The 24,874-nt window shown below is 71.6% G+C and carries 3 protein-coding genes and 1 pseudogene; 1 reads left to right on the forward strand and 3 read right to left on the reverse strand.

Annotated features, from left to right (window positions below; genetic code table 11):
- Nucleotides 1-19: 19 nt before the first annotated feature.
- Nucleotides 20-2,629 (forward strand): AAA family ATPase, encoded by a 2,610-nt coding sequence (locus tag EV186_RS01630; protein ID WP_133847298.1) that lies wholly within the window; start codon nt 20-22, stop codon nt 2,627-2,629.
- A 213-nt stretch (nt 2,630-2,842) separates the two neighbouring features.
- On the opposite strand, the gene EV186_RS01635 is transcribed toward EV186_RS01630, so the two are convergent.
- The 3 genes and pseudogenes from EV186_RS01635 to EV186_RS01645 all read right to left on the reverse strand — a co-directional run bounded on the left by EV186_RS01635 (nt 2,843) and on the right by EV186_RS01645 (nt 24,846).
- Nucleotides 2,843-3,739, reverse strand: coding sequence for a proline iminopeptidase-family hydrolase (locus EV186_RS01635; protein ID WP_133847299.1), 897 nt, complete (start codon nt 3,737-3,739; stop codon nt 2,843-2,845).
- A 1-nt stretch (nt 3,740) separates the two neighbouring features.
- A pseudogene (locus EV186_RS01640) lies at nt 3,741-14,591 on the reverse strand (SDR family NAD(P)-dependent oxidoreductase); the annotation flags it as partial.
- Nucleotides 14,592-14,604: 13 nt separating this feature from the next.
- Nucleotides 14,605-24,846, reverse strand: a complete 10,242-nt coding sequence (locus EV186_RS01645; RefSeq protein ID WP_133847301.1) for a type I polyketide synthase — start codon at nt 24,844-24,846, stop codon at nt 14,605-14,607.
- Nucleotides 24,847-24,874: the final 28 nt, after the last annotated feature.

The raw sequence follows: 24,874 nt of genomic DNA on the forward strand, positions 1-24,874 counted from the left end.
AAGAGGGGGAACGGCCGTCATGATCCTGTCCGAACGCCAGCACGCGTCCGAAGTGGTGTCCGACTTCACCGGCTCCACCGACGGATCCGGAAGCGGGCTCGTCCTGGTCAACGGCGGCCCGGGCACCGGCAAGACCACTGTGGTGCACGACATCGTGGCCGCGGCGGCACGCGCCGGTGCCCTGCTGCTGTCCGCGACGGGATCCCGCGCCGAGCGCGCGTTCCCGACCGGCGTGCTCACCCAGTTGCTGCACGGGCAGTCCTTCGAGGTGACCGAGCGGGTCGCGCAGCTGGCCAAGGCCTACACGGCCGACCCCGGCGACGGCGACCTGATCCGCCAGCTCGACGAGGTGTGCGGCGTCGTGCTCGACCTCGCGGTCACGCAGCCGGTCGTGGTCACCGTGGACGACGTGCAGTTCGCCGACACGGCTTCGCTGTTGTTCTTGTTATGCCTGAGAAGGCGGATGACCGCGTCACGGGTGCTGATGGTGCTCGCGGAGTCCGACCTGTCCCAGCCCACGTTCCCCATGTTCCGCGCGGAGATCACCCGCGCGCCGCACCGCCGCGTCCGGCTCGAGGCGTTGTCCCGCGAGTCGGTGGAGGCGCTCGCGTCGGCCCGGCTGGGCGCGGACGTCGCGCACCGGTTCGGCGCCGAGCTGCACCGGATCAGCGGCGGGAACCCGATGCTGGTCAACGCCCTGGCCGACGACCTGGCCGGAGCGACCGAGTGCGAGGTCGGCGTCGCGTTCCGGGAAGCGGTGCTCGCGTGTGCGCAGCGCTGGGAGTCGCCGTTGGTCCAGATCGCCCGTTCGGTGGCGATCCTGGACAGCGCCGAGTCCGCCGCGCTGACCACGAGCCTGCTCGGCATCACCACCGAGACCGTCGAGCACGCGATCGGCGTGCTCACCGCCGCCGGTCTGCTGACCGACGGCCGGTTCCGCCACCCCGCCGCCGCGGCCGCGGTGCTGGACAGCATGTCCACATCGGACCGCGCCCGGCTGCACCTCGGCGTCGCGGCGTTGTTGCACCAGTGCGGTTCGCCCGCCGACGAGGTCGCCGAGCACCTGATGGCCGCGGGCGAGGTCGACGGCGACTGGTCGCACGCCGTGCTGCGCGAAGCCGCCGAGCACGCGCTCGCCGGGGACGAGGTGTCGTTCGCGGTGCGGTGCCTGGAGTTCGCGTTGCAGGTGGCGCGGGCCGACGAGGACCGGCTGATCATCGTGCAGCTGCTGGTGCCCGCGTTGTGGCGGGTGAACCCGGCCGCGACCGCCGCGTACCTGCCGCCGCTGAAGGCCGCGCTGAACGACGGCGACCTCGCCCCGCGCGACGCGCTGACCATGGCCGAGCACTTCCTCTGGACCGGTGACGTCGGCGCGGTGACGCTCGCGCTGACCGCGTTGAACAAGTCGGCCGGCCCGCAGCACGCCCAGGTGGTCGCCGAGCTCTGGCTCGCCTACCACTGGTTCTACGGCTCGTCGCGCGGCTGCTTCGCCGACGCGGGCGCGGAACTGCCCTCCGGCAACGACCCGTGGGTGGGCGCCGCGAAGGCGCTGACCAACGTGTGGACCCACGGCGGCAGCGACGCGGCCAGTGCCAGCGCGGAGCACGTGCTGCAGAGCTGCCGCCTGGGTGACTCCACTGTGGAGGTTCTGGCCACCGCCGTGCTCGCACTGGTCTTCGGCAACCGGGCCGGGCGCGCGGAATGGTGGTGCGACAAGCTGATCGCCTCCTCGGCGCAGCGCGGCGCGACCACGTGGCAGGCACTGCTGACCGCGGTGCGCGCGGACATCGCGTTACGCCGGGGTGAGGCCGAAGCGGCGGCGACCCACGCCCGCGCGGCGCTCACCCTGCTGCCGGCCCGCAGCTGGGGCGTGATGATCGGCTACCCGATCGCGACGCTCGTGCTCGCGGAAACGGCGCTGGAACGGCACGAGGAGGCGGCGGAGGCCGTGCGCCAGCGCGTGCCGGAGGCGTTGTACTCGACCGTGTGGGGGCAGCGGTACCTGCACGCGCGCGGTCACCACTACCTGGCGACGAACCAGGTCCTGGCCGCGGTGAGCGACTTCCAGGCGTGTGCGGCCCTGCGCCAGGAATGGGACCTGGACCTGCCGATCCTGGCGCCGTGGCGCAGTGACCTCGCGCAGGCGAACCTGAAACTGAACCGGCAGGCGGCCGCGCGGGAACTTGTGCAGGAGCAGCTGAACCTGACGCCGCCGCTGGACGCGCGGACCCGCGGGATCACGTTGCGCGTGCTGGCCGCGTCGACGGAGCAGGCGCAGCGGCCGTCCCTGCTGCGGCAGTCCGTGGAGTGCCTGCAGGCCTCCGGTGACCGGCTCGAACTGGCCGTCACCCTGGGCGACCTGAGCCAGTTCCACCAGCAGTTCGAGCGCGTGCGCGCGGCCAAGCCGTCCCGGCCCGCGGTGCGGGGCAAGGGAACCCCGGTGCTGAGCGAAGCGGAACGCCGGGTCGCGCAGCTCGCGGTGCTCGGCCACCCGAACCGCGAGATCGGGCAGCGGCTGTTCATCACCGTGAGCACGGTGGAGCAGCACCTGACCCGGATCTATCGCAAGCTCGGCGTGAGCGGCCGGTCGGAGCTCCCCGTCGGCCTCGTCATGGACTCAACGGACTAGCGCCCCCACCGGGTCGAAGGCCCCGAACCCCGCCGGTTCGGGGCCTCCGGCTTGCCACCCAGCGGGGAATTAGCCCGCTAATTCCCGGCAGCCGGAGCGAGCGGGGCGAGGCTGACCTGGGAGTCTTCTCGGAATCGGCAGGTATTCATGAGGCATGAATGCATGAGGAACGGCCGTGTCCCGCGGGCGGGGCACGGCCGTTTCGGTGGGGTGTCAGAGGCTGTTCAGGTACTCCAGCATGACCTCGGTGAAGCGCTCCGGCTCCTCCAGGTGCGGCAGGTGCGCCGACTCCTCCAGGATCTCCCAGCGCACGTCCGGGATCAGGTCCATGAACGGCTGCACCGTCGCCGGGGTCGCCTCGTCGTGGCGGCCGGAGATCAGCAGGGTCGGGGCGGTGACGTCCTTGCACAAGTCGACCACGCCCCAGTCCTTCAGGGTGCCGATCACGTGGAACTCCGACGGGCCGTTCATCGCGTAGTAGACCGTCGGGTCGTTGTAGACCTCGTAGAACGACGCCAGGTACTCCCGCGGCCACGGCTTCAGCCGGCACACGTGCTTCTCGTAGAACACCTTCATGGCCGCGTGGTACTCGTCCGAGTCGGTCGTGCCGGCCGCCTCGTGCGCCAGCAGGACGTCGTTCACGCCGGGCGGCAGCTCGTCGCGCAGGCGCTTCATCTCCTGCAGCCACAACGGGTACGACGCGGGCGAGTTGGCGATCACCAAACCGCGAAGACCCGCAGGTTGGGCGGCCGCGTGCTCGGTGACCAGCAGGCCACCCCACGACTGTCCATAAAGGATGTAGTTGTCGGCGATCCCCAACGACGTCAACAGGTTCTGCAGCTCGTCGAGGAACAGTTGCACGGTCCAGAACTCCGGGCCGCGGTCGGGCAGGTGCGTCGACCCGCCGTTGCCAAGCTGGTCGTAGTGCACGACCGGCCAGCTGTGCTCGGCCAGCCCGGCCATCGGCACCAGGTAGTCGTGGGTGGACCCGGGCCCGCCGTGCACGATGACGATGGGCGGCTTGCCTGAGGTCAGGTCGCCGGTCACCCGGTACCAGGTCTCGAACTCGCCGAACGGCACCGTGCCCTTCTTGCTGGGTCGGTACGCCATGTCAGCTCCCCTCATGGGTGTCGGTCCGCAGCCACTCGTCGATGAGCTGCGCGGTCTTCTCGGCGTCGTCCTCGACGATCGTGAAGTGGTTGGCGCGCACCTCGCGCGTCGTGTGCTCCGGCTCCCAAGCCGCCGCCCGGGCCGCCGGCGGCAGGTCCACAATGGAACCGCCGGCGAACGACTGCGTGCACTGGACGAACAGCACCGGCGCGGCCACCTTCGGCGACGGCAGCGCGGGCACCAGCTCGACCCAGCGGCCCATGCCGGAAAGCCTTGCCGTGTCGAACGTGCCGAACGCGGCCTCCTTCTCGAACAGACCCATCGCCAGGTCGTCCATCGGCACGCCCTCGCCGCCACCGTCGTGCACCTGGAACGTGTCGAGCAGCACCACGCCCGCGGCCCGCACGCCCAGCGACTGCTCCAGGTACCCGGCGGTCGAGTACGCGAGCGTCCCGCCCGAGGAGTAGCCCAGCAGCACGAACGGCTCACCCTCGGCGGCCTCGAGCACGCTCGCCGCGAGCACCTTCAGCGCCGCTTCCGGCGACGCGGGCAGCAACTCGCCGTTGAGGAACCCGGGCACCGGCAGGCCGACGATCTTGCGTGTGCCCTGCAGGTGCGACACCAGCCGCGCGTGCTGGTGCACGCCGCCGGTGGCCATCGGCGTGGCCAGGCAGATCAGCCGCGGCGACGCCGGGCCGTCGGCGAGGTTCACCCCGCGTGGCAACGCTTCCAGGTCATCCGCCGACTCGAACGCCGGCCGGATCGCGGCCACCGCACGCAACAGTTCGAAGCCCTGGGACACCTTTCCGGACGTGATCGCGCCGTGGAACAACGCACGCAACGTCTCGGCGGACTTGTCCTCGGCGGGAGCCGACCGCGGCCGGTTCGACGCCAGCTCGGCACGCAGGACACGGGCCAGTTCGGCGGGGTTCTTGTTGTCGAACACCACCATCGGCGGCAGCCGCAACCCGGTCGCGGCCATCAGGCCGTTGCGCAGTTCCATGGCCGAGAGCGAGTCGAAGCCGGACTCCAGGAAGTCGCGTTCCGGGTCGACCGCGGTCGCGTCGGCGTGGCCGAGCAGCGTCGCCGCCTGCTCGAGCACCAGCGTCCGCAGCGCCTGCTCCTGTTCGGCCTCCGAAGCGCCGGAAAGCTTCTGCCACAACGATTCCGCGTCCACGGCGGCGACCACGCTGCGCCGCCGGACCGCGGGCGCGAGCCCACGCAGCAGCGCCGGGATCTCGTCGGTGCGGGCCCGCAGCGCCGCCTTGTCCACCTTCAGCGGGACCAGGGCCGCACGCCCGGACCCGACACCGGCGTCGAACAACGCGACGCCTTCGGCCGGTTCCAGCGCGGGCAGGCCCTGGCGGCGCATGCGTTGCAGGTCGGCGTCGCCCAGGTACTGACCCAGGCCGGCGCCGGTCCACAACCCGTAGGCCAGCGAGGTCGCGGGCCGTCCTTGCGCGGCCCGGTGCAACGCGAGGCCTTCGAGGAAGGTGTTGGCCGCGGCGTAGTTCCCTTGCCCGGCGGCGAGAACCATGCCACCGGCGCTGGCGAACATCGCGAACACGCGGACGTCGCCGGCCAGCTCGTGCAGGTGCCAGGCGGCATCGGCCTTCGGACCGAGCACCGCGTCGATCCGCTCCGGTGTGAGCGCGGTGATCAGGCCGTTGTCGCCGACCCCGGCCGCGTGCACGACCCCGAACAGCGGCTGCTCGATGCTCGCCAGCAAGGCGGCGACGGCGTCCCGATCGGACACGTCACAGGCCACAATGGACACCGTGGCGCCGAGCCCGGTCAGCTCCTCGGCCAGCTCCGGCGCGCCGTCGGCGTCGAGGCCGCGGCGGCTGGTCAGCACCAGGTGCCGGACGCCGCGGTCGGCGACCAGGTGCCGGGCGATGACCGCGCCCAGCCCACCGGTGCCGCCGGTGATCAGCACGGCGCCGTCGGGATCCCAGACCAGCGTGTCCTCGACCGCGGGCACCGGCGCGAGCCGTGGCGCGTGCGCGATGCCGTCGCGCACGGCGACCTCGGGCTCGCCGGAGGCGATCGCGACGGCAATGGCCTCGGGGAACCCGTCCACGTCGGCGAGCACGAACCGGCCGGGGTTCTCCGCCTGCGCCGAACGCAGCAGGCCCCAGACCGGCACCTGCACCGGGTCGACATCCTCACCCGCCACCGATACCCCGCCGTGGGTGACCACGACCAGCGTGGACCCGGCGTGGGCGTCGTCGGCGAGGAAGCGCTGCACGACGTCCAGCACCTGGTGGGTGAGCGTCCGGACGTCGGCGAGCACGCCCGCGCCGGCGGTGACGCAGTCGAAGACCACGTGCTCATCGGTGCCCTCGCCCCAGGCCGTCCACGAGGGCAGACCGGCCGCGGTGGTCACCGGCTTCCACTCGACGGCGAGCAGGTCGTCGTCGGCGGAGCCGCCCAGCTGCTCGGCGGAGATGGCGCGCAGGGTCAGCGCGTCGACCGACAAGACCGGCGCACCGGACGCGTCGGCCACGTGGATGGCCACGGCGTTGTCGTCGGGCCAGGTGAGCCGGACCCGCAACGCCTTGGCGCCCACCGCGTGCAGCCGGACACCGCCCCAGGAGAACGGCAGCGCCGGTTTCCCGTCCTCACCACCGCCGCTGACGCTCAACGCGTGCATCGACGCGTCGAGCAGGGCCGGGTGGATGCCGTAGCGGGCGGCGTCGCCGTGGGCTTCCTCGGGCAGTTCGATCTCGGCGTAGATGTCGTCGCCGACCGTCCACGCCTTCTTGAGACCCTGGAAGACCGGGCCGTAGCCGTAACCGCGGCCGAGCAGCACATCGTAGACGTCGCTGACGTCGGCGGTCTCGGCCCCCGCGGGCGGCCATTGCGTGAGGTCGGCGGCGGCGCCGCCTGCTCCGGTGCCCAGCAGACCGTCGGCGTGCTGCAACCACGGGTCGTCGCCGGTACGGGAGTAGATGCCGATGGTGCGGCGACCGGTCTCGTCCGGGTCGCCGATCACGACCTGCACGGACACCGGGGCACCTTCGGGCATGACCAGCGGCGCCTGCAGCGTGAGCTCTTCGATGACGTCGCAGCCGACCTGGTCACCGGCCTGGATCGCGAGCTCGACGAACCCGGTGCCGGGGAGCAGGACGCTGCCCAGGATGTCGTGGTCGGCGATCCAGCCGTGCGTGTCGAGTGACAGCCGTCCACTGAGGACCAGGCCGTCGCTCCCAGCGAGCGGGACCGCCGCGCCGAGCAGCGGGTGATCGGCGACGGCCAGACCGAACGACGTGGGATCGCCGCCGCTCTGGTCACCGACGACCCAGAACCGCTGGTGCTGGAAGGCATAGGTCGGCAGGTCGACCCGCTTGGCACCGGTACCGGCGAAGTACTTGTCCCACGCCACGTGGACACCGGAGGTCCACAGCTGGCCGATCGCGGTGACGGCCGTGGTGGCCTCGTCACGGTTGCGCCGAAGGATCGGCACGATCAGCGCCGTCTCGGTGCTTTGCTGAGCCATCCCGGCGAGGATCGCGTCCGGACCCAGCTCGAGGAAACGAGTCACGCCTTGGCTCTCCAGGAACCTCACGCTGTCGGCGAACCGCACGGCGTCCCGGACGTGGTTGACCCAGTAAACAGGCGTCGTCACGTCGGCGAGCTCGCCGGACACGATCGGGATCTCCGGCAGGGCGTAGGTCAGCTCGCTGACGATCGCGCGGAACTCGTCGAGCATCGGTTCCATCAGCACCGAGTGGAACGCGTGCGACACCTTCAGCCGCGTGGACTTGCGGTCCGGGAACCGATCCGCCACGGCCTGGGCCGCGTCGGCATCACCCGACACGACAACGGCTTGCGGACCGTTGACGGCGGCGATGTCGACCCGGTCGGTGAGGTGGGGGCGCACCTCTTCTTCGGTGGCCTGGATGGCGATCATCGCGCCACCGGACGGCAACGCCTGCATCAACCGGCCGCGGGCAGCGACCAGCTTGGCCGCGTCGGCCAGCGAGAGAACCCCGGCCACGTGCGCGGCGGCGATCTCACCAATCGAGTGCCCGGCAAGGTAATCCGGCTTCACGCCCCACGACTCGACCAGCCGGTAGAGCGCCACCTCGATCGCGAACAGCGAAGTCTGTGTGTACTGGGTCTGCGCCAACAGCTCCGCGTCGTCGCCCCAGACCACGTCACGCAACGGCCGGTCCAGGTGCTTGTCGAGTTCGGCGATCGCCTCGTCGAACGCGGTGGCGAACGCCGGGTACGCGGCATGCAGCTCGCGTCCCATCCCGATCCGCTGCGCACCCTGACCGGTGAACAGGAATGCGGTCGACCCGCTCGCCCGGGCGTGCCCGTGAACTCCGTTTCCAGCCGAAATGCCTGTTAACCCAGTCAACAAGCCTTCCCGGTCGGCCGCGACGACGACGGCGCGGTGGTCGAGCACCGCCCGCGACGTCAGCGACGAGTAGCCGAGGTCGAGCACGGACGCATCGTCCACATGCGACGCCAGCCGGGCCGCCTGCGCCTGGACCGCCGCCGCGCTCTTGCCCGTGACGACGACCGGCACCACCGGTGGCGGCACGACCTCGACGGTCTTGGTCTTCTCCTCGGGAGCCGCCTCGATGATCACGTGCACGTTGGTGCCGGAGAGCCCGAACGACGACACACCCGCGCGCCGCGGTCCGTTCTTCTCCGGCCACTCCCGCGCCTCGGTGAGCAGTTCGACGTCGCCCTCCGTCCAGTCGACGTGCGGCGTGGGCTCGTCGATGTGCAAGGTCTTCGGCAGCACGCCCGCGCGAATGGCGTGGACCACCTTGATGATCCCGGCGACGCCGGCCGCGGCCTGCGGGTGGCCCATGTTCGACTTGATCGAGCCGAGCCACAGCGGGCGGCCCTCGGGCCGGTCCTGGCCGTAGGTGGCCAGCAACGCCTGCGCCTCGATCGGGTCGCCGAGTTTGGTGCCGGTGCCGTGCGCCTCCAGCAGGTCGACATCCGCATAGGACAGTCCGGCGTTGGCCAGCGCCTGCTGGATCACCCGGCGCTGCGACGGGCCGTTCGGCGCGGTCATGCCGTTGGACGCGCCGTCCTGGTTGACCGCGATGCCCTTGAGCACGGCGAGCACCGGGTGCCCGTTCCTGCGTGCGTCCGACAGGCGCTCGACCAGCAGCACGCCGACGCCTTCGGACCAGGCCGCACCATCCGCCGTCCCGGCGAACGACTTGCACCGCCCGTCCGGCGCGAGCCCGCGCTGGCGCGAGAACTCGATGAACATGTCCGGCGAGCCCATCACGGCGACGCCACCGGCCAGCGCCATCGGGCACTCCCCCGACCGCACCGCCTGCGCGGCCAAGTGCAGTGCCACAAGCGAAGACGAGCACGCGGTGTCCACTGTGACCGATGGGCCTTCGAGCCCCAGCGTGTACGACACGCGACCGGAGACCAGCGAGCCGCCGCTGGTCGCCGCGGCGTCCGTGCCCTGCGCGTAGTCGTGGTACATCAGGCCCGCGAACACGCCGGTGCGGGTGCCCTTGAGCGAGGTCGGGTCGATGCCGGCCCGCTCGAACACCTCCCAGGACGCCTCCAGCAGCAACCGCTGCTGCGGGTCGAGGTAGAGCGCCTCGTTGGGCGCGACGCCGAACAGGTCGGCGTCGAAGTCGCCCGCGTCGTAGAGGAAGCCGCCCTCGTTGGCATAGGTCTTGCCCGGCTTGCCGGGCTCGGGGTCGTAGACGGATCCGACGTTCCAGCCGCGGTCGTTCGGGAACTCACCGATGACGTCGCGACCGTCGACCACCAGCTGCCACAGGTCCTCGGGGCTGGTGACCCCGCCCGGGTAGCGGCAGGCCATGGACACGATGACGATCGGGTCGTCGGCATCGGCCTGGACGGCGACCGTCTGGCGCACGTCGTCGTCGGAACCGGTGAACTGCTCGTCCACATAGGACGCGACCGAACGCGCCGTCGGGTAGTCGAAAACGAGGGTCGCGGGCAGCCGGAGACCGGTGAGGTTGTTGAGCTCGTTGCGCAGTTCGACCGCGCTCAGCGAGTCGAAGCCGAGCTCGGAGAACGCGCGGTCGGGCTCGATCGCGTCGGCCGTGCTGTGCCCGAGCGTCGCCGCGACCTGGTTGCGCACCAGCTCCAGCAGGATCTTCGCCCGCTCGTGCGGTTCCTTGCCGGCGAGCTTGCGTGACAGCTCCGACACGTCGGCGGCGCCGGCGCGCGCGGCCTTGCGGCGGGCCGGCCGGACCAGGCCCCGCAGCAGGGCAGGGATTTCGTCACTTCGGCCGGCCAGCGCGGCCGGGTCGATGTGCAGTGCGGCGACCGCGCCCTGGCCGGAGTCGATGCCCGCGTCGAACAACGCGAGCCCGTCCTCGACAGTGAGCGCGGGCAGGCCTTGGCGCTTCATGCGGGCGAGGTCGGCGTCGGCGAGGTACTGGCCCATGCCGGCGCCGGTCCAGAGGCCGTAGGCGAGGGCGGTCGCGGGCAAGCCGTTGGCCCGGCGGTGGGTGGCAAGTGCGTCGAGGAAGACGTTCGCGGCCGCGTAGTTCCCTTGCCCGGCGGCGAGAACCATGCCACCGGCACTGGAGAACATGGCGAACACGCGCAAGTCGCGGTCGCGGGTCAGCTCGTGCAGGTGCCACGCGGCATCGGCCTTCGGGCCCAGCACCGCGTCGATGCGTTCGGGCGTCAGCGCGCTGATCACGCCGTTGTCGCCGACCCCGGCCGCGTGCACGATGCCGGTCAGGTCGTCGATGCCGTCGAGCACGGCTTCGAGCGACGCGCGGTCGGCGGCGTCGCAGGCCGCCACGGTGACCTCGGCGCCGAGCGTGGTCAGCTCCTCGGCCAGTTCGGCCGCGCCGGGCGCGGCGAGACCGCGGCGGCTGGTGAGCACGAGTTTCCGCACGCCACGGGCGGCGACCAGGTGCTTCGCGACCACGCCGCCGAGCCCGCCGGTGCCGCCGGTGACCAGCACCGTGCCGTCACCGAAGTCGGTGCTCTCGTCGGGGATGGCGACCTTGGTCAGGCGCGGCACTTCCAGCTTGCCGTCACGCACCCGCACCTCGGGCTCGCCGGCTCCGGCGGCCAGCGCGACCGCGTCGGCGGTGTCGATCGAGTCGTCCGTGTCGGCCAGCACGAATCGGCCGGGGTTCTCCGCCTGCGCGGCACGCACGAGCCCCCACACGGGCGCCTGCGCGAGCTCGGGTTCGTCACCGACCGCACCGCGGGTGAGGATCACCAATGGGCCGTCGTGCTCCTGCTGCAGCACGTCGAGCACCTGGTGGGTCGTGGCGCGGACGGCGGCGAGCACGTCGCCCTCGGTCGACGGGACCTCGTAGAAGTTCGGCGCCGCAACGGGTTCCGGCGTCGGGATCGGTTGCCAGGCCACACCCCACAGCGATTCGTCGCGCTGCGCGAGCTGTTCGGCGGACACCGGCCGGGAGACCAGCGCGCCGATGGTCAGCACCGGCGAGCCGGTGGTGTCGGCGACCGCGACGGTGACATTGTCCTGGCCGTTCGGCGCGATGCGCACCCGCAGCGCGGACGCGCCGGCGGCGTGCAGGGCGACCCCGGTCCAGGCGAACGGCAGAACGGTGGACTCGGACGTGCCGGAGCCGTCGTCGATCAACGCGACGTGCATGGCAGCGTCCAGCAATGCCGGGTGCAGACCGAACTTGGCCGCGTCGCCGTGCGCGGACTCGGGCAGCGCGACCTCGGCGAAGATCTCCTCGCCGGACGTCCACGCGGCCTTGAGGCCCTGGAACACCGGGCCGTAGCCATAGCCGCGTTCGACCAGCAGTGCGTACGCACCTTCCACGTCGATCGCGGTGGCGCCGGGTGGCGGCCACGCGGTCAGGACCGCCGGTGGGGCGGCGCCGGTCGCGAGCAGGCCCTGGGCGTGCTGCAACCACGGGTCGTCGCTGCCCTCGGCCCGCGAGAAGATCCCGATCGGGCGGCGGCCGGTGTTGTCGACGCTGCCGACCACGACCTGCACGGCGACGGCGCCGTGCTCGGGCAGGACCAACGGCGCCTGCAGGGTGAGCTCGTCGACGACGTCGCAGCCGACCTGGTCCCCGGCGCGGATCGCCATCTCGACGAAACCGGTGCCGGGGACGAGGACGCTGCCGAGCACGTCGTGGTCGGCGATCCAGCCGTGCGTGCCGAGCGACAACCGTCCGGTGAGGACAGTCGTGTCCGGGTCGGCCAGCGACAAGGTGGCGCCGAGCAGCGGGTGGTCGGCGGCGGTGAGCCCGAACGTGCTCGCGTCGCCGCCTTCGCGCTCGTCGGTCAGCCAGTAGAGCTCGTGCTGGAAGGCGTAGGTGGGCAGGTCGATCTTCTTGGCGCCGGTGCCCGCGAAGAACTCCGCCCAGTCGACCGGGTAACCGGCGGCCCACAGCTGACCGAGCGCGGCCAGCGCGGTCGTCGCCTCGTCGCGGTTGCGCCGCAGGACCGGGATGACCGGCCGCTCCGGAACGATCTCCTGCGCCATCCCGGCCAGGATCGCGTCCGGGCCCAGCTCCAGGAACTTCGAGACACCTTGCGCCTCGAGGAAGCTCACGCTGTCGGCGAACCGCACGGCGTCCCGGACGTGGTTGACCCAGTAAACAGGCGTCGTCACGTCGGCGAGTTCGCCGGAGACGATCGGGATGGACGGCTGGTTGTAGGTGAGCCCGGCGGCGACCGCGCGGAAGTCGTCGAGCATTGGTTCCATCAGCACCGAGTGGAACGCGTGCGACACCTTCAGCCGCGTGGACTTGCGGTCGGCGAACTGGTCGGCAACCGCTTGCGCGGCCTCGGCATCACCGGAGATCACGACCGACCGCGGGCCGTTGACCGCGGCGATGTCCACGCGCTCGGTGAGGTGCGGACGCACCTCGTCCTCCGTCGCCTGAATCGCGATCATCGCGCCACCCGACGGCAACGCCTGCATCAACCGACCACGAGCCGCGACCAACTTCGCCGCATCGGCCAGCGACAGGACCCCGGCCACGTGCGCGGCCGCGATCTCACCGATCGAGTGCCCCGCCAGGAAGTCCGGCTTCACCCCCCACGACTCGACCAGCCGGTACAGCGCCACCTCGATCGCGAACAACGACGTCTGCGTGTACTGCGTCTGCGACAACAGCTCAGCGTCCTCGCCCCAGATCACCGCACGCAACGGCCGGTCCAGGTGCTGGTCCAGCTCCGCCAGCGCCGCATCGAACGCGGCGGCGAACACCGGGTACGCGGCATGCAGGTCACGCGCCATCCCGATCCGCTGCGCGCCCTGACCGGTGAACAGGAACGCGGTCTTGCCCTTGCGGACCGCATTCTTGGTGAAGCCTGTTAATCCAGTTAACAGCTCTTCCTTCTGTGAACCGACGACACACGCGCGGTGCTCGAACGGCACCCGGGTGGTCGCCAGCGAGTACGCGATGTCGAGCGCGTCCCCGGGAGCGTCGAGCAGCCGGGAAGCCTGGGCGGACAACGCTTCCGGCGTCTTGGCCGACAGGAGCCACGGGATGCGCGGCAGCGTGGCCGTGACCTCGACCGGCTCGTCCTCGATGGCTGGTGCCTGCTCGATGATGACGTGCGCGTTGGTGCCGGACAGGCCGAACGACGACACCGCACCGCGGCGCGGCCCCTCCGTGGACGGCCACGGCCGCGACTCGGTGAGCAGCTCGACCGCGCCCTCGGTCCAGTCGACCTGGGGCGTGGGTTCGGTGACGTGCAAGGTCTTCGGCAGCACGCCGTTGCGGATGGCCTGGACCACCTTGATGATCCCGCCGACCCCGGCCGCGGCCTGCGAGTGCCCGATGTTCGACTTCAACGACCCCAGCCACACCGGCCGGTCGGCCGGCCGCTCTTGTCCATAAGTCGACAAGAGCGCTTGTGCCTCAATGGGATCGCCGAGCGTGGTCCCGGTGCCGTGGGCCTCGATCAGGTCGATGTCCGCGGAGGACAGTCCGGCGTTGGCCAGCGCCGCCTTGATCACCCGGCGCTGCGACGGCCCGTTGGGGGCGGTGAGCCCGTTGGACGCACCGTCCTGGTTGATGGCGCTGCCGCGCACCACCGCCAGGATCGGGTGCCCGTTGCGCTTGGCGTCGGAAAGCTTCTCCAGCAACAGCATGCCGACACCCTCGGACCAGCCGGTGCCGTCGGTGGATCCCGAGAACGACTTGCAGCGCCCATCGCGAGCCAGCCCGCGCTGGCGCGAGAACTCGACGAACACCTCGGGTGTCGACATGACCGCGACGCCGCCGGCGAGGGCGAGCGAGCACTCCCCCGACCGCAGCGCCTGCGCCGCGAGGTGCAGCGTCACCAGCGACGACGAGCACGCGGTGTCCACGGTGATCGACGGACCCTCGAACCCGAACACGTACGAGACGCGCCCGGACGCGATCGAACCGGTGGCGTTGTTGTGGACGTAGTCGTGGTACATCATCCCGGCGAACACGCCGGTGTTGCTGCCCTTGAGGCCCGCCGGGTCGATACCGGCTCGCTCGAACGCCTCCCACGACGCCTCCAGCAGCAACCGCTGCTGGGGGTCCATGATCAGCGCCTCGTTAGGGCTGATCCCGAAGAACGCCGGGTCGAACTCGCCCGCGGTGTGCAGGAAGCCGCCCTGGTCGGTGTAGCTGGTGCCCGGCCGCTCGCCCGTCGGGTCGAACACGGCCGCGGTGTCCCAGCCCCGGTTCACCGGGAACGACGACACCGCGTCCACGCCGTCGGCGACGAGCCGCCACAGGTCCTCCGGCGAGCCCACCCCGCCCGGGTAGCGGCAGCTCATCGCCACGATCGCGATGGGCTCCCGAGCGGCGGCGGCTAACTTGCGATTGGTGGTCCGCAGCCGGTCGGACTCCTTCAGCGCTGCGCGGAGTGCGGCGACCAGCTTCTCATCGGGGTTGCCCATCGGTGTCTCACACTTCCGTCATGGCGTCGTCGTCCAGGCCACCGTCGAGCGCCATGTTGATCAGCGCGTCGGTGTCCAATTCGTCGATCTCCTGTGCAGTCGGGCCTTGGGCGGTCGAGTCCTGCTCAGGCTCCGGCTCCCCGGTCGAGGCGCCCTTGATCCCGGCAAGGTCGAGCAGCCCGTCGAGCAGGCCCGCTTCCTTGAGCCGCTGCATCGGGATCGCCGCGATGGCCAGCCGGATCCGGTCCTCCTCGGTGCCGGCCGGTCGCAGCTCCTCGGCGAAGTGCTCGGCCAGCACCAGCGAGTTCGGGTAGTCGAAGACCAGCGTCGCGGGCAGCTTGAGCCCGGTGGCCTCGACCAGCCCGTTGCGGAACTCGACAGCGGCCAGCGAGTCGAAACCCAGCTCCTTGAACGCGAGGTCCGGCTCGATGGCGTCCGCTCCGGCGTGGCCGAGGATGGCCGCCGCGTGCGCCCGCACCAGCTCGAGCAACTCGGCCTTCCGGTCCTCTTCGGACAGACCGGCCATCCGCTGGCGGAAGGAGTCGGCAGTGCCCGCCGCACCCGCCTCGCGGCGGACCCGGGTGCGGACCAGGCCGCGCAGCATGTCCGGCACCTCGCCGGTCAGCTCCTTGGCGTTGATGCGGATCGGCACCAGCGCCGCCGCGTCCACGCCGGCCGCCGCGTCGAACAACGCGGTGCCGAGGGCGGCGTCGATCGTGTCGATGCCGGTGCGCCGCATGCGGTCCTGGTCGGCGGACATGCCGTCGTCGGTGGCCCACACGCCCCACGCCAGCGCCTGCGCCGGCTGCCCGGCGGCGCGCCGGTGTGCGGCGAGCCCGTCGAGGAAGGCGTTGGCCGCGGCGTAGTTGCCCTGGCCCGGGTTGCCCAGCACCCCGGCGGCCGAGGAGAACACGATGAACTCGGCGTCTCCGACCAAGGCGTGCAGGTTCAGCGCGGCGTCGACCTTGGGCCGCAGTACCGCGTCCACCCGCTCGGGCGTGAGCGAGCCGATGACCCCGTCGTCGAGGAACCCGGCCAGGTGGATGACCGTGCGCACGTCCTGGCCGTCGAGCACCGCGGCCAACGCGGAGCGGTCGGCGGCGTCGCAGGCCACCACCGAAACCTCGGCACCGAGGGCGGTCAGCTCCTCGACCAGCTTCGGCGCACCCTCGGCGGCCGGCCCGCGACGGCTGGTCAGCAGGACCTTGCGGGCACCGCGTGCGGTGATCACGTGCTTGGCGAAGATCCGGCCCAGCGTGCCGGTGCCGCCGGTGATGAGCACGGTGCCGTCGTAGTTCGCGGGCGTGGCGTCGGTGGCGGGCACCTTGACCAGACGCGGTGCGTACGGCGTGCCGCCGCGCACCACGACCTGCACCTCGCCGGTGGCCACGGCCGGGGCCACGTCCTCCGAGCTGCCGTCGACCAGCACGACGTTGGCGCCCTCCGACTGAGCCGAGCGCACGAGGCCCCACACCGCGGCACCGGCCAGGTCGGTGACGTCCTCGCCGTGCAGCGCGATGGCACCCTGCGTGCGGACCACCAGCGTGGCCTCGTCCGCGGCCTGCAGCCGGGCGAGGGCCGCCTTCACCGCGTCGTGCACGGCTTCGGCGTCGGTGCCGGGCGTGCTGTCGAAGACCACGACCTCGATCAGCCGCGCCGCGTTCGGCGCGACCGGCGTCCACTCGACCCGGTACAGGTCCTGGGACTTCGTGGCCGCCAGCTGCTCCGGCGCGATCGGCCGCAGCACCAGGGATCCGATCCGCGCGACCGGTTGCCCGGACGCGTCGGCCACCTCGACGGTGATCTCGTTCTCGCCCCGCGGGATCGCCCGCACCCGCACGGCCGAGGCCCCGGTCGCGTAGAGCGTGACGTCCGACCAGCTGAACGGCAGCGCCGCCTGGTCGCCGGTCACCCCGCTCAACGCGACCGTGTGCAAGGTCGCGTCCAGCAGCGCCGGGTGCACGCCGAATCCCTCCGGCGACACGTCCTCGGGCAGCGAGACGTCGGCGTACACCGTGCCGTCCTCGGCCTTCCACGCGGCACGCAGGCCTTGGAAGACCGGGCCGTAGGCCAGCCCCGCCTCGGCCATGCCGTCGTAGAACGCGTCGATGTCCAGGGGTTCACCGGCCGACGGCCACGCGCTCAGGTCGAACGCCGGCGCGTCGCTCGCGCCGAGGGTGCCGGTCCCGTGCCGGACCCAGTCGCCGTCGTCGGTGCGGGAGTACACCTTGACCGTGCCGTCGGCGTCCGCCGTGACCTGCACCGCGGCCGCGCTCTGCTCGGTGAGCACCAGCGGTGCTTCCAGCGTCAGCTCGGTGATCGTGTCGTGGCCCAGGTGCTCACCGGCCTGCAAGGCCAGCTCCACGAAACCCGTGCCGGGGAACAGGATCGTCTCGCCGACGGCGTGGTCGGCCAGCCACGGCTGCGCCGACGCGGAGATCCGGCCGGTGAGCGTGACGCCACCCGCCTCGGGCGCCGGGACGATCGCGCCGAGCAGCGGGTGCGCCGCCGACTCGAGCCCGATGGACTCCGGGTCCTCGGCGACGACGTCGAACTCCCAGAACCACGAGTGCTGGAACGGGTAAGTCGGCAACTCGACCCTGCGCGCTCCGGTGCCCGCGTAGAACGCTTGCCAATCAACCGAAACACCGACCGCGTGCAGTTGCGCGAGCGCGGTGACCGCGGTCGTGGCCTCCGGCCGGTTGCGCCGCAGGATCGGCACGAGGGTCGCCGAACCGGCCGACTGCTGCGCCATCCCGGTGAGGATCGCGTCCGGGCCGAGCTCCAGGAACCGGGTCACGCCTTGGGTTTCGAGGAACTTGATGCCGTCGGCGAACCGGACGGCCTCCCGGACGTGGCGCACCCAGTACTCGGGCGTGGCCAGCTCCTCGGCCAGGGCACCGGTCACATTGGACACCACCGGCAGCGTCGGCTCGGCGTAGGTCAGGTGCTCGATGGCCGCCTGGAAGTCGGCGAGCATCGGCTCCATCAGCACCGAGTGGAACGCGTGCGACACCTTGAGCTTCGAGTGCTTGCGGCCCTCGGCGGCGAACCGGTTGGCCACCTCGGCCACGGCGTCCGCGCCACCCGAGATCACCACCGAGTCGGGGCCGTTCACCGCAGCGATCGACAGCGACTCGGTCAGGTACGGCCGTGCCTCTTCCTCGGTGGCCTGGACCGCGACCATCGCGCCACCCGGCGGCAACGCCTGCATCAGCGAGCCCCGCGCCGCGACCAGCGTCGCGGCGTCGGCCAGCGAGAACACGCCGGCCACGTGGGCGGCCGCGATCTCACCGATGGAGTGCCCGGCCACGTAGTCGGCCCGCACCCCCCACGACTGCACCAGCCGGTAGAGCGCGACCTCGATCGCGAACAACCCGGCCTGCGTGTAGACGGTCTGGGACAGCAGCTCCGCATCGGCGCCCCAGACGACCTCGCGAAGCGGGCGATCGAGGTGCCTGTCCAGTTCGGACACCGCGGCGTCGAAGGTCGCGGCGAACACCGGGAACGCGTCGTACAGCTCGCGGCCCATCCCCGTCCGTTGCGCGCCCTGACCGGTGAACAGGAACGCCGTCGCCCCGGCCGACCGCGCGATCCCGCGCACCACGGACCCGGACGGCGTGCCGTTGGCGATGCTTGTTAATCCAGTTAACAGCTCTTCTCGTTCGGCCCCGACGACCGCGGCCCGGTAGTCCAGCCCCGTGCGCGTCGAGACCAGCGACCAGCCGATGTCGGTCACCGACCCTTCGGCCGTGGCGACCCGGGAAGCCAGCTCCGCCAACGCTTCCGGGCTCTTCGCCGACAGCACCCACGGGACCGCGGGCAGGTCCGCGGTCACCGTCGTCACCGTCTCGGCGGCGGCGACCGCGGGCGCGGCCTCGATGATCACGTGGGCGTTGGTGCCCGAGATGCCGAACGACGAGATGCCCGCGCGCCGCGGCCGGTCGACCGATGGCCACTCCCGGGCCTCGGTGATCAGCTCGACCGCACCCGCGGACCAGTCCACGTGCGGGGTCGGCTCGTCGACGTGCAACGTCTTCGGCAGCACGCCGTGCCGGATGGCCTCGACCATCTTGATCACGCCCGCGACGCCGGCCGCGGCCTGCGCGTGCCCCATGTTCGACTTGATCGAGCCCAGGTAGAGCGGCTCGGATCGATCTTGGCCCAGGGTCGCCAGCAGCGCCTGCGCCTCGATCGGGTCGCCCAGCGTAGTACCGGTCCCGTGCGCTTCCACCGCATCTATGTCCGAAGTGGACAAGCCGGCGTTGGCCAGCGCCTGCTGGATGACCCGCTGCTGCGACGGGCCGTTGGGCGCGGTGAGCCCGTTGGACGCGCCGTCCTGGTTGACCGCGCTGCCCCGCACGACGGCGAGCACCTCGTGCCCGAGCCGCTGCGCGTCGGAGAGCCGCTCCACCAACAGGATGCCGACGCCCTCGGACCAGACCGCGCCGTCCGCGGCCCCCGCGAACGACCGGCACACGCCGTCCTTCGACAGGCCCCGCTGCCGCGAGAACTCGACGAACACCTCGGGTGAGGACATCACCGCGACACCGCCGGCGATCGCCAGCGAGCACTCACCGGAGCGCAGCGCCTGCGCGGCCAGGTGCAGCGACACCAACGACGACGAGCAGGCCGTGTCGACGGTGACCGCCGGGCCCTCCAGGCCGAGCACGTAGGAGACCCGGCCGGACGCGATGCCGCCGGTGCTCTTGTTGTGCGCGTAGTCGTGGTACATCATCCCGAGGAAGACCCCGGTGTTGCTTTCCTTCAGCGACAACGGGTCGATACCCGCCCGTTCCAGGGCCTCCCACGTCGTCTCCAGCACCAGCCGCTGCTGCGGGTCCATGATCAACGCCTCGTTCGGGCTGATCCCGAAGAACGACGGGTCGAACCCGCCGGCGTCGGGCAGGAAGCCGCCGCGGTCGACGTAACACGTGTCGGGCCGGGTGGCGCTGGTGTCGATGAGCTTGGGCAGGTCCCAGCCGCGGTCGTTCGGGAACTCGCCGATCACGTCGACGCCGTCGGCCACCATCCGCCACAGGTCCTCGGGCGAGGTGATGCCGCCGGGGTACCGGCAGCTCATGGCCACGATCGCGATGGGCTCGTCCGACGCGGCCTTGGTGGCGACGGGCCCGCGCTTGGTTTCGCCGACGCCCGCCAGCTCGCCGAGCAGGTAGCGCGACAGGGCGATCGGGTTCGGGTAGTCGAAGACCACGGTCGCGGGCAGCTTCAGCCCGACGGCCTCGGCCACCCCGTTGCGGAACTCGACCGCACGCAGTGAGTCGAAGCCCAGCTCCTTGAACGCCCGGTCGGACTCGACCGCGTTGGCCGAGCTGAACCCGAGCACGACCGCGACCTGGCCGAGCACCAGGTCGAGCAGCACCTGCTCGCGGTCCTTGTCGCCGAGCCCGGCAAGCTTCTGTTGCAGCGCGCTCGACTCGACCTTCGCGCCCGCCTTGCGCCGCCGCACGGTGGGGATGAGCGTGTGGAAGAGCTCGCGCACGCCTTGGGCTCGCAGCCCGGGCAGGTCCAGTTTCACCGGCACCACAAGGGATTCGCCGGACGCCTCGGCCGCGTCGTAGAGGGCCACGCCCTCTTCGGCGGTGATGCCGAAGACGCCACCCTGCGAGATGCGGGTGCGTTGCGACCCGGTGAGCTTGCCGGTCATCTCCGAGGCCTGGTCCCAGAAACCCCAGGCCAGCGCCAGTCCCGGTTGGCCGTGGGCGCGGCGGTGCGCGGCGAGGCCGTCGAGGAACGCGTTGGCCGCGGCGTAGTTGCCCTGGCCCGGGTTGCCGAACACCCCGGCGACCGACGAGAACAGCACGAACGCACTCACGTCGCCGACCAGCTCGTGCAGGTTCAGCACCGCGTCGACCTTGGGGCGCAGCACCGCGTCGACCCGATCGGGGGTGAGCGAGCCGATCGTGCCGTCGTCCAGCGCACCGGCCAGGTGGAACACCGCCCCGATGGCGCGGCCGTCCAGCAGCGCGGCGAGGGCGTCGCGGTCGGCGACGTCGCAGGCCGCGATCTCCACCTCGGCACCGAGTTCGGTCAGTTCCGCGGCGAGTTCCGGCGCGCCGGTGGCGTCCAGGCCGCGGCGGCTGGTGAGCAGCAGCTTGCGGACACCGCGCGTGGTGACCAGGTGCTTGGCGAAGAGCGCACCGAGCATGCCGGTGCCGCCGGTGAGCAGCACGGTCCCGTCGAACTGGGTCGGCTCCGTCGCCGCGGCCGACGCCCGGACGAGCCGCGCGGCACGCACCACGCCACCGCGCACCACGACCTGCGGTTCCCCGGTCGCGAGGGCGAGCGAGACGTCGGCGTCGGTGCCGTCGAGCAGCACAAGCCGGTTCGGGTTCTCCGACTGCGCCGAGCGGACGAGACCCCAGACAGCCGCACCCGCGAAGTCGGTGACGTCCTCCCCGCCGAGCGCGATCGCGCCGTGGGTGCGGATGACCAGCGGCAGGTCGCTTTCGTCCTGCTCCAGCCAAGCCTGCACGACACCGAGCGTTTCGGTCACCGCCGCGTGCACCGCGGCCGCGTCCGTGCCGGGGTTGGGCGCGAAGACCTCCGGCGTGGCCGGATCGGCCTTGGGCACCGGGATCTCGGTCCAGTCGATCCGGAACAACGCGTCGTTGGCGGTGGTCTGGGTCGCGGCGAGCGCGTCGGCCGAGATCGGCCGCAGGACAAGGGAATCGATCGACGCGACCGGCGCACCCGCGCTGTCGGCCAGTGCGACCGACACCTCGCCGTCGCCGATCGATCGCACGTGCACCCGCACGCTCGCCGCGCCGACGGCCTGCAGCGAGACACCCGACCAGGCGAACGGCAGGGCCGCACCGGCCACCCCGGTCAACGCGACCGTGTGCAGGGCGGCATCCAGCAGGGCCGGGTGCAGGCCATAACCCTCGGCGTCACCCGGCAGCGAAACCTCGGCGTAGATGTCGTTGCCCGATTTCCACGCCGACTTCAGGCCCTGGAAGGCCGGCCCGTAGTTCAGGCCCTCCTCGGCGACCTTCGCGTAGAACCCCTGCAGATCAACGGGTTCAGCGGCAGGCGGCCACTCGGTAAGCGTCTCGGCCGCGCCGCCACCGGAGCCGCCACCGGAGCCGAGGGTGCCGGTGGCGTGCCGGGTCCACGAGCCGTCGTCGGACCGCGAGTGCACGCTGAGCGCGCGGGTCCCGGCCTCGTCCGGCCCGACCACGACCTGCACGGCGATCCCGCCGCTGTCGGGCACCACGAGCGGCGCCTCCAGCGTGAGGTCCTGCACGGTGTCGCAGCCGACCTGGTCGCCCGCGCGGATCGCCAGCTCGACGAAACCGGTGCCGGGGAAGAAGATCACGTCACCGACGCGGTGATCGGTGAGCCACGGCACGGAACTCGCGGCGAGCCGCCCGGTGAAGACCAGCCCGCCGGCCTCGGGCGAGGACACGATGGCGCCGAGCAGCGGGTGCTCGGCGTCGTCGAGCCCGGCCGCGGCGACGTCGCCGGTGCCGGCGGGCGGCTGGGCCCAGTAGTGCTCGTGCTGGAACGCGTACGTCGGCAGATCGCCGACCGGCACGGTCGCGCTGCCGTAGAACTGCGACCAGTCGACGGACGCGCCGCCGGCCCACGCCTCGGCCAGCGAGATGACGACCCGGCGCAGTCCGCCTTCCTGACGGCGCAGCGACCCCACCGCGGTGGCCGATGCCCCCGCGTCCGCGACCGTCTCGCCGAGCCCGACCAACAGGCCGGGGTGCGGGCTGCACTCGATGAACGTGGTGATGCCGTCGGCCAGCAGCGCCCGCGTGGTGTCCTCGAACCGCACGGTGTTGCGCAGGTTCTCGTACCAGTAGTCGCTGGTCAGCCTGGTCGTGTCGATCGGTTCGGCGATGACCGTGGAGTAGAACTGGACGTCGGTGGCGCGCGGGTGGATCTCGCCGAGGGTCGCGGCCAGCTGGTCGCGGATCTCCTCGACGAACATCGAGTGCGACGCGTAGTCCACCGGGATCTTGCGGGCCTGGATGCCCTCGCCGGTCAGGTAGTCGTAGAACTCGTCGAGCGCGTCCACGTGTCCACAAGCGACCGTCGAGTTGGGACTGTTGACCACCGCGACCTGCAGCCGGCCTTCGTAGCGCTCGGCGATCAGCTCGTGCACGCGGGTCGAGGGCAGCGCGACCGACATCATGCCGCCGCGCCCGGCGAGGTCGCGGCGGATCACCTGGCTGCGCAGCGCGACGACCTTGGCCCCGTCGTCCAGCGACAACGCACCGGCGACGCACGCGGCCGCGATCTCACCCTGCGAGTGCCCGACGACGGCGGCGGGTTCGACGCCGAAGGACCGCCACAGCTCGGCCAGCGACACCATGACGGCCCACAGCACGGGCTGCACGACGTCGACCTCGGCGAAGGTGGGCGCGCCTTCGACCCCGTTCAGCACGTCGAACAGGTCCCACTCGACGTAGTTCGACAACGCGTCGGCGCATTCACGCAACCGCGCGGCGAACGCGGGTGCGGTCTCGATCAGTTCGACCGCCATGCCCAGCCACTGCGAACCCTGGCCGGGGAACAGGAACACCACCGGCGAGCGGGAGTTGGTGTTGCCGCGCACCAGGTTCGGCGCCTTGCCGCCCTCGGCCAGCGTGTCAAGCCCGGCCAGGGTCGCGTCCCGGTCGTCGTCGAACACGACGGCCCGGTAGTCGAAGGCCGTGCGCCCCTGCAGGACGGTGTTCGCCACATCGGCAACCGGAACGTCAGGGTTGGCGCGCAGGAACTCCGCGAGCCGGGCCGCCTGGCCCTGCACGGCGAGCGTGCTGCGCCCGGTCACCAGCAGCGGCAGCACCGGCGCCGCCACCACGGGTTCGGTCGCTTCGGACTCGACGACCACCGACGGCGCCGCCTCTTCCAGGATCACGTGCGCGTTGGTGCCGGACAACCCGAACGCCGACACGGCGCCGCGGCGCGGGTGCTCGCCACGCACCCACTCGCGCTGCTCGGTCAGCAGTTCGACGGCACCGGCCGTCCAGTCCACGTGCGAGGTCGGCGTGCCGACGTGCAACGTCTTGGGCATGACCCCGTTGCGCAGCGCCATGACCATCTTGATCACGCCGCCGACGCCGGCGGCGCCCTGGGCGTGGCCGATGTTGGACTTGAACGACCCGAGCCACAACGGCTTGCCGGCCGGGCGGTCCTTGCCGTACGTGGCGAGCAGCGCCTGCGCCTCGATCGGGTCACCGAGCTTGGTGCCGGTGCCGTGCGCCTCCACGATGTCCACTTGGGACGCGGGCACCTGCGCGTTGGCCAGCGCCTGGCGGATCACCTTCTGCTGCGCGGGACCGCTCGGCGCGGTCAGGCCGTTGGAGGCACCGTCCTGGTTGAGCGCGCTGCCCTTGATGACCGCGAGGATGTCGTGCCCGTTGCGCTTGGCGTCCGACAGCTTCTCCAGCAGCACGACGCCCGCGCCCTCGGCCCAGCCGGTGCCGTCGGCGTCGTCGGAGAACGGCTTGCACCGGCCGTTGGGTGCGAGCCCCTTCTGCTTGGAGAACGCCACGAACGGCGACGCGGTGGACATGATCATCACACCGCCGGCCAACGCCAGCGAGCACTCGTCGTTGCGCAACGCCTGTGTGGCCAGGTGGATGGACACCAGCGACGACGAGCACGCCGTGTCGACGGTGAACGCCGGACCTTGCAGGCCGAGGGTGTAGGAGACGCGACCGGAGATCACCGACGCGGCCTTCGCCGTGGCCATGTACGCCTCGACGGCCTCCGGGACGCCTTCGGCGAAGTCGCCGTAGTCCTGGATGCCCGACCCCATGTACACGCCGACGTCCTTGCCGCGCAACGTGTCCGGCACGATCCCGGCCCGCTCCAGCGCCTCCCAGCAGACCTCGAGCACCAGGCGTTGCTGCGGGTCGGTGCCTTCGGCCTCCATCGGCGACAGCCCGAAGAAGCCGGGGTCGAAGAGCCCGGCACCGTCGAGGAAACCGCCCTCGTGCACGTAGCTCGAGCCGGGTTCGCTGGGGTCGCCGTGCAGTTCCTCGAGGTCCCAGCCGCGGTCGGTGGGCATGCCGGTGATGGCGTCACGGCCCTGCGCGACCAGCTCCCACAGCTGCTCGGGCGTGGTGATGCCGCCGGGGAACCGGCAGGCCATCGCGACGATCGCGATCGGTTCGGTGGACTTGGCCTCGGCGTCCTGCAGCCGTTTGCGGGTCTGCTGCAGGTCGGCCGTGACCTTCTTGAGGTAGTCGAGGAGTTTCTGATCGTCAGCCATGTCGATGCACCAGATCCTTTTTGGCCGC

The organism is Labedaea rhizosphaerae (genome assembly GCF_004362825.1).
Lineage (GTDB): Bacteria > Actinomycetota > Actinomycetes > Mycobacteriales > Pseudonocardiaceae > Labedaea > Labedaea rhizosphaerae.

Bases quoted from the DNA above. Each gene is read 5' to 3' on its own strand.
- EV186_RS01630 (WP_133847298.1), top strand. From the start codon at position 20: ATGATCCTGTCCGAACGCCAGCACGCGTCCGAAGTGGTGTCCGACTTC.
- EV186_RS01635 (WP_133847299.1), bottom strand. From the start codon at position 3,739: ATGGCGTACCGACCCAGCAAGAAGGGCACGGTGCCGTTCGGCGAGTTC.
- EV186_RS01645 (WP_133847301.1), bottom strand. From the start codon at position 24,846: ATGGCTGACGATCAGAAACTCCTCGACTACCTCAAGAAGGTCACGGCC.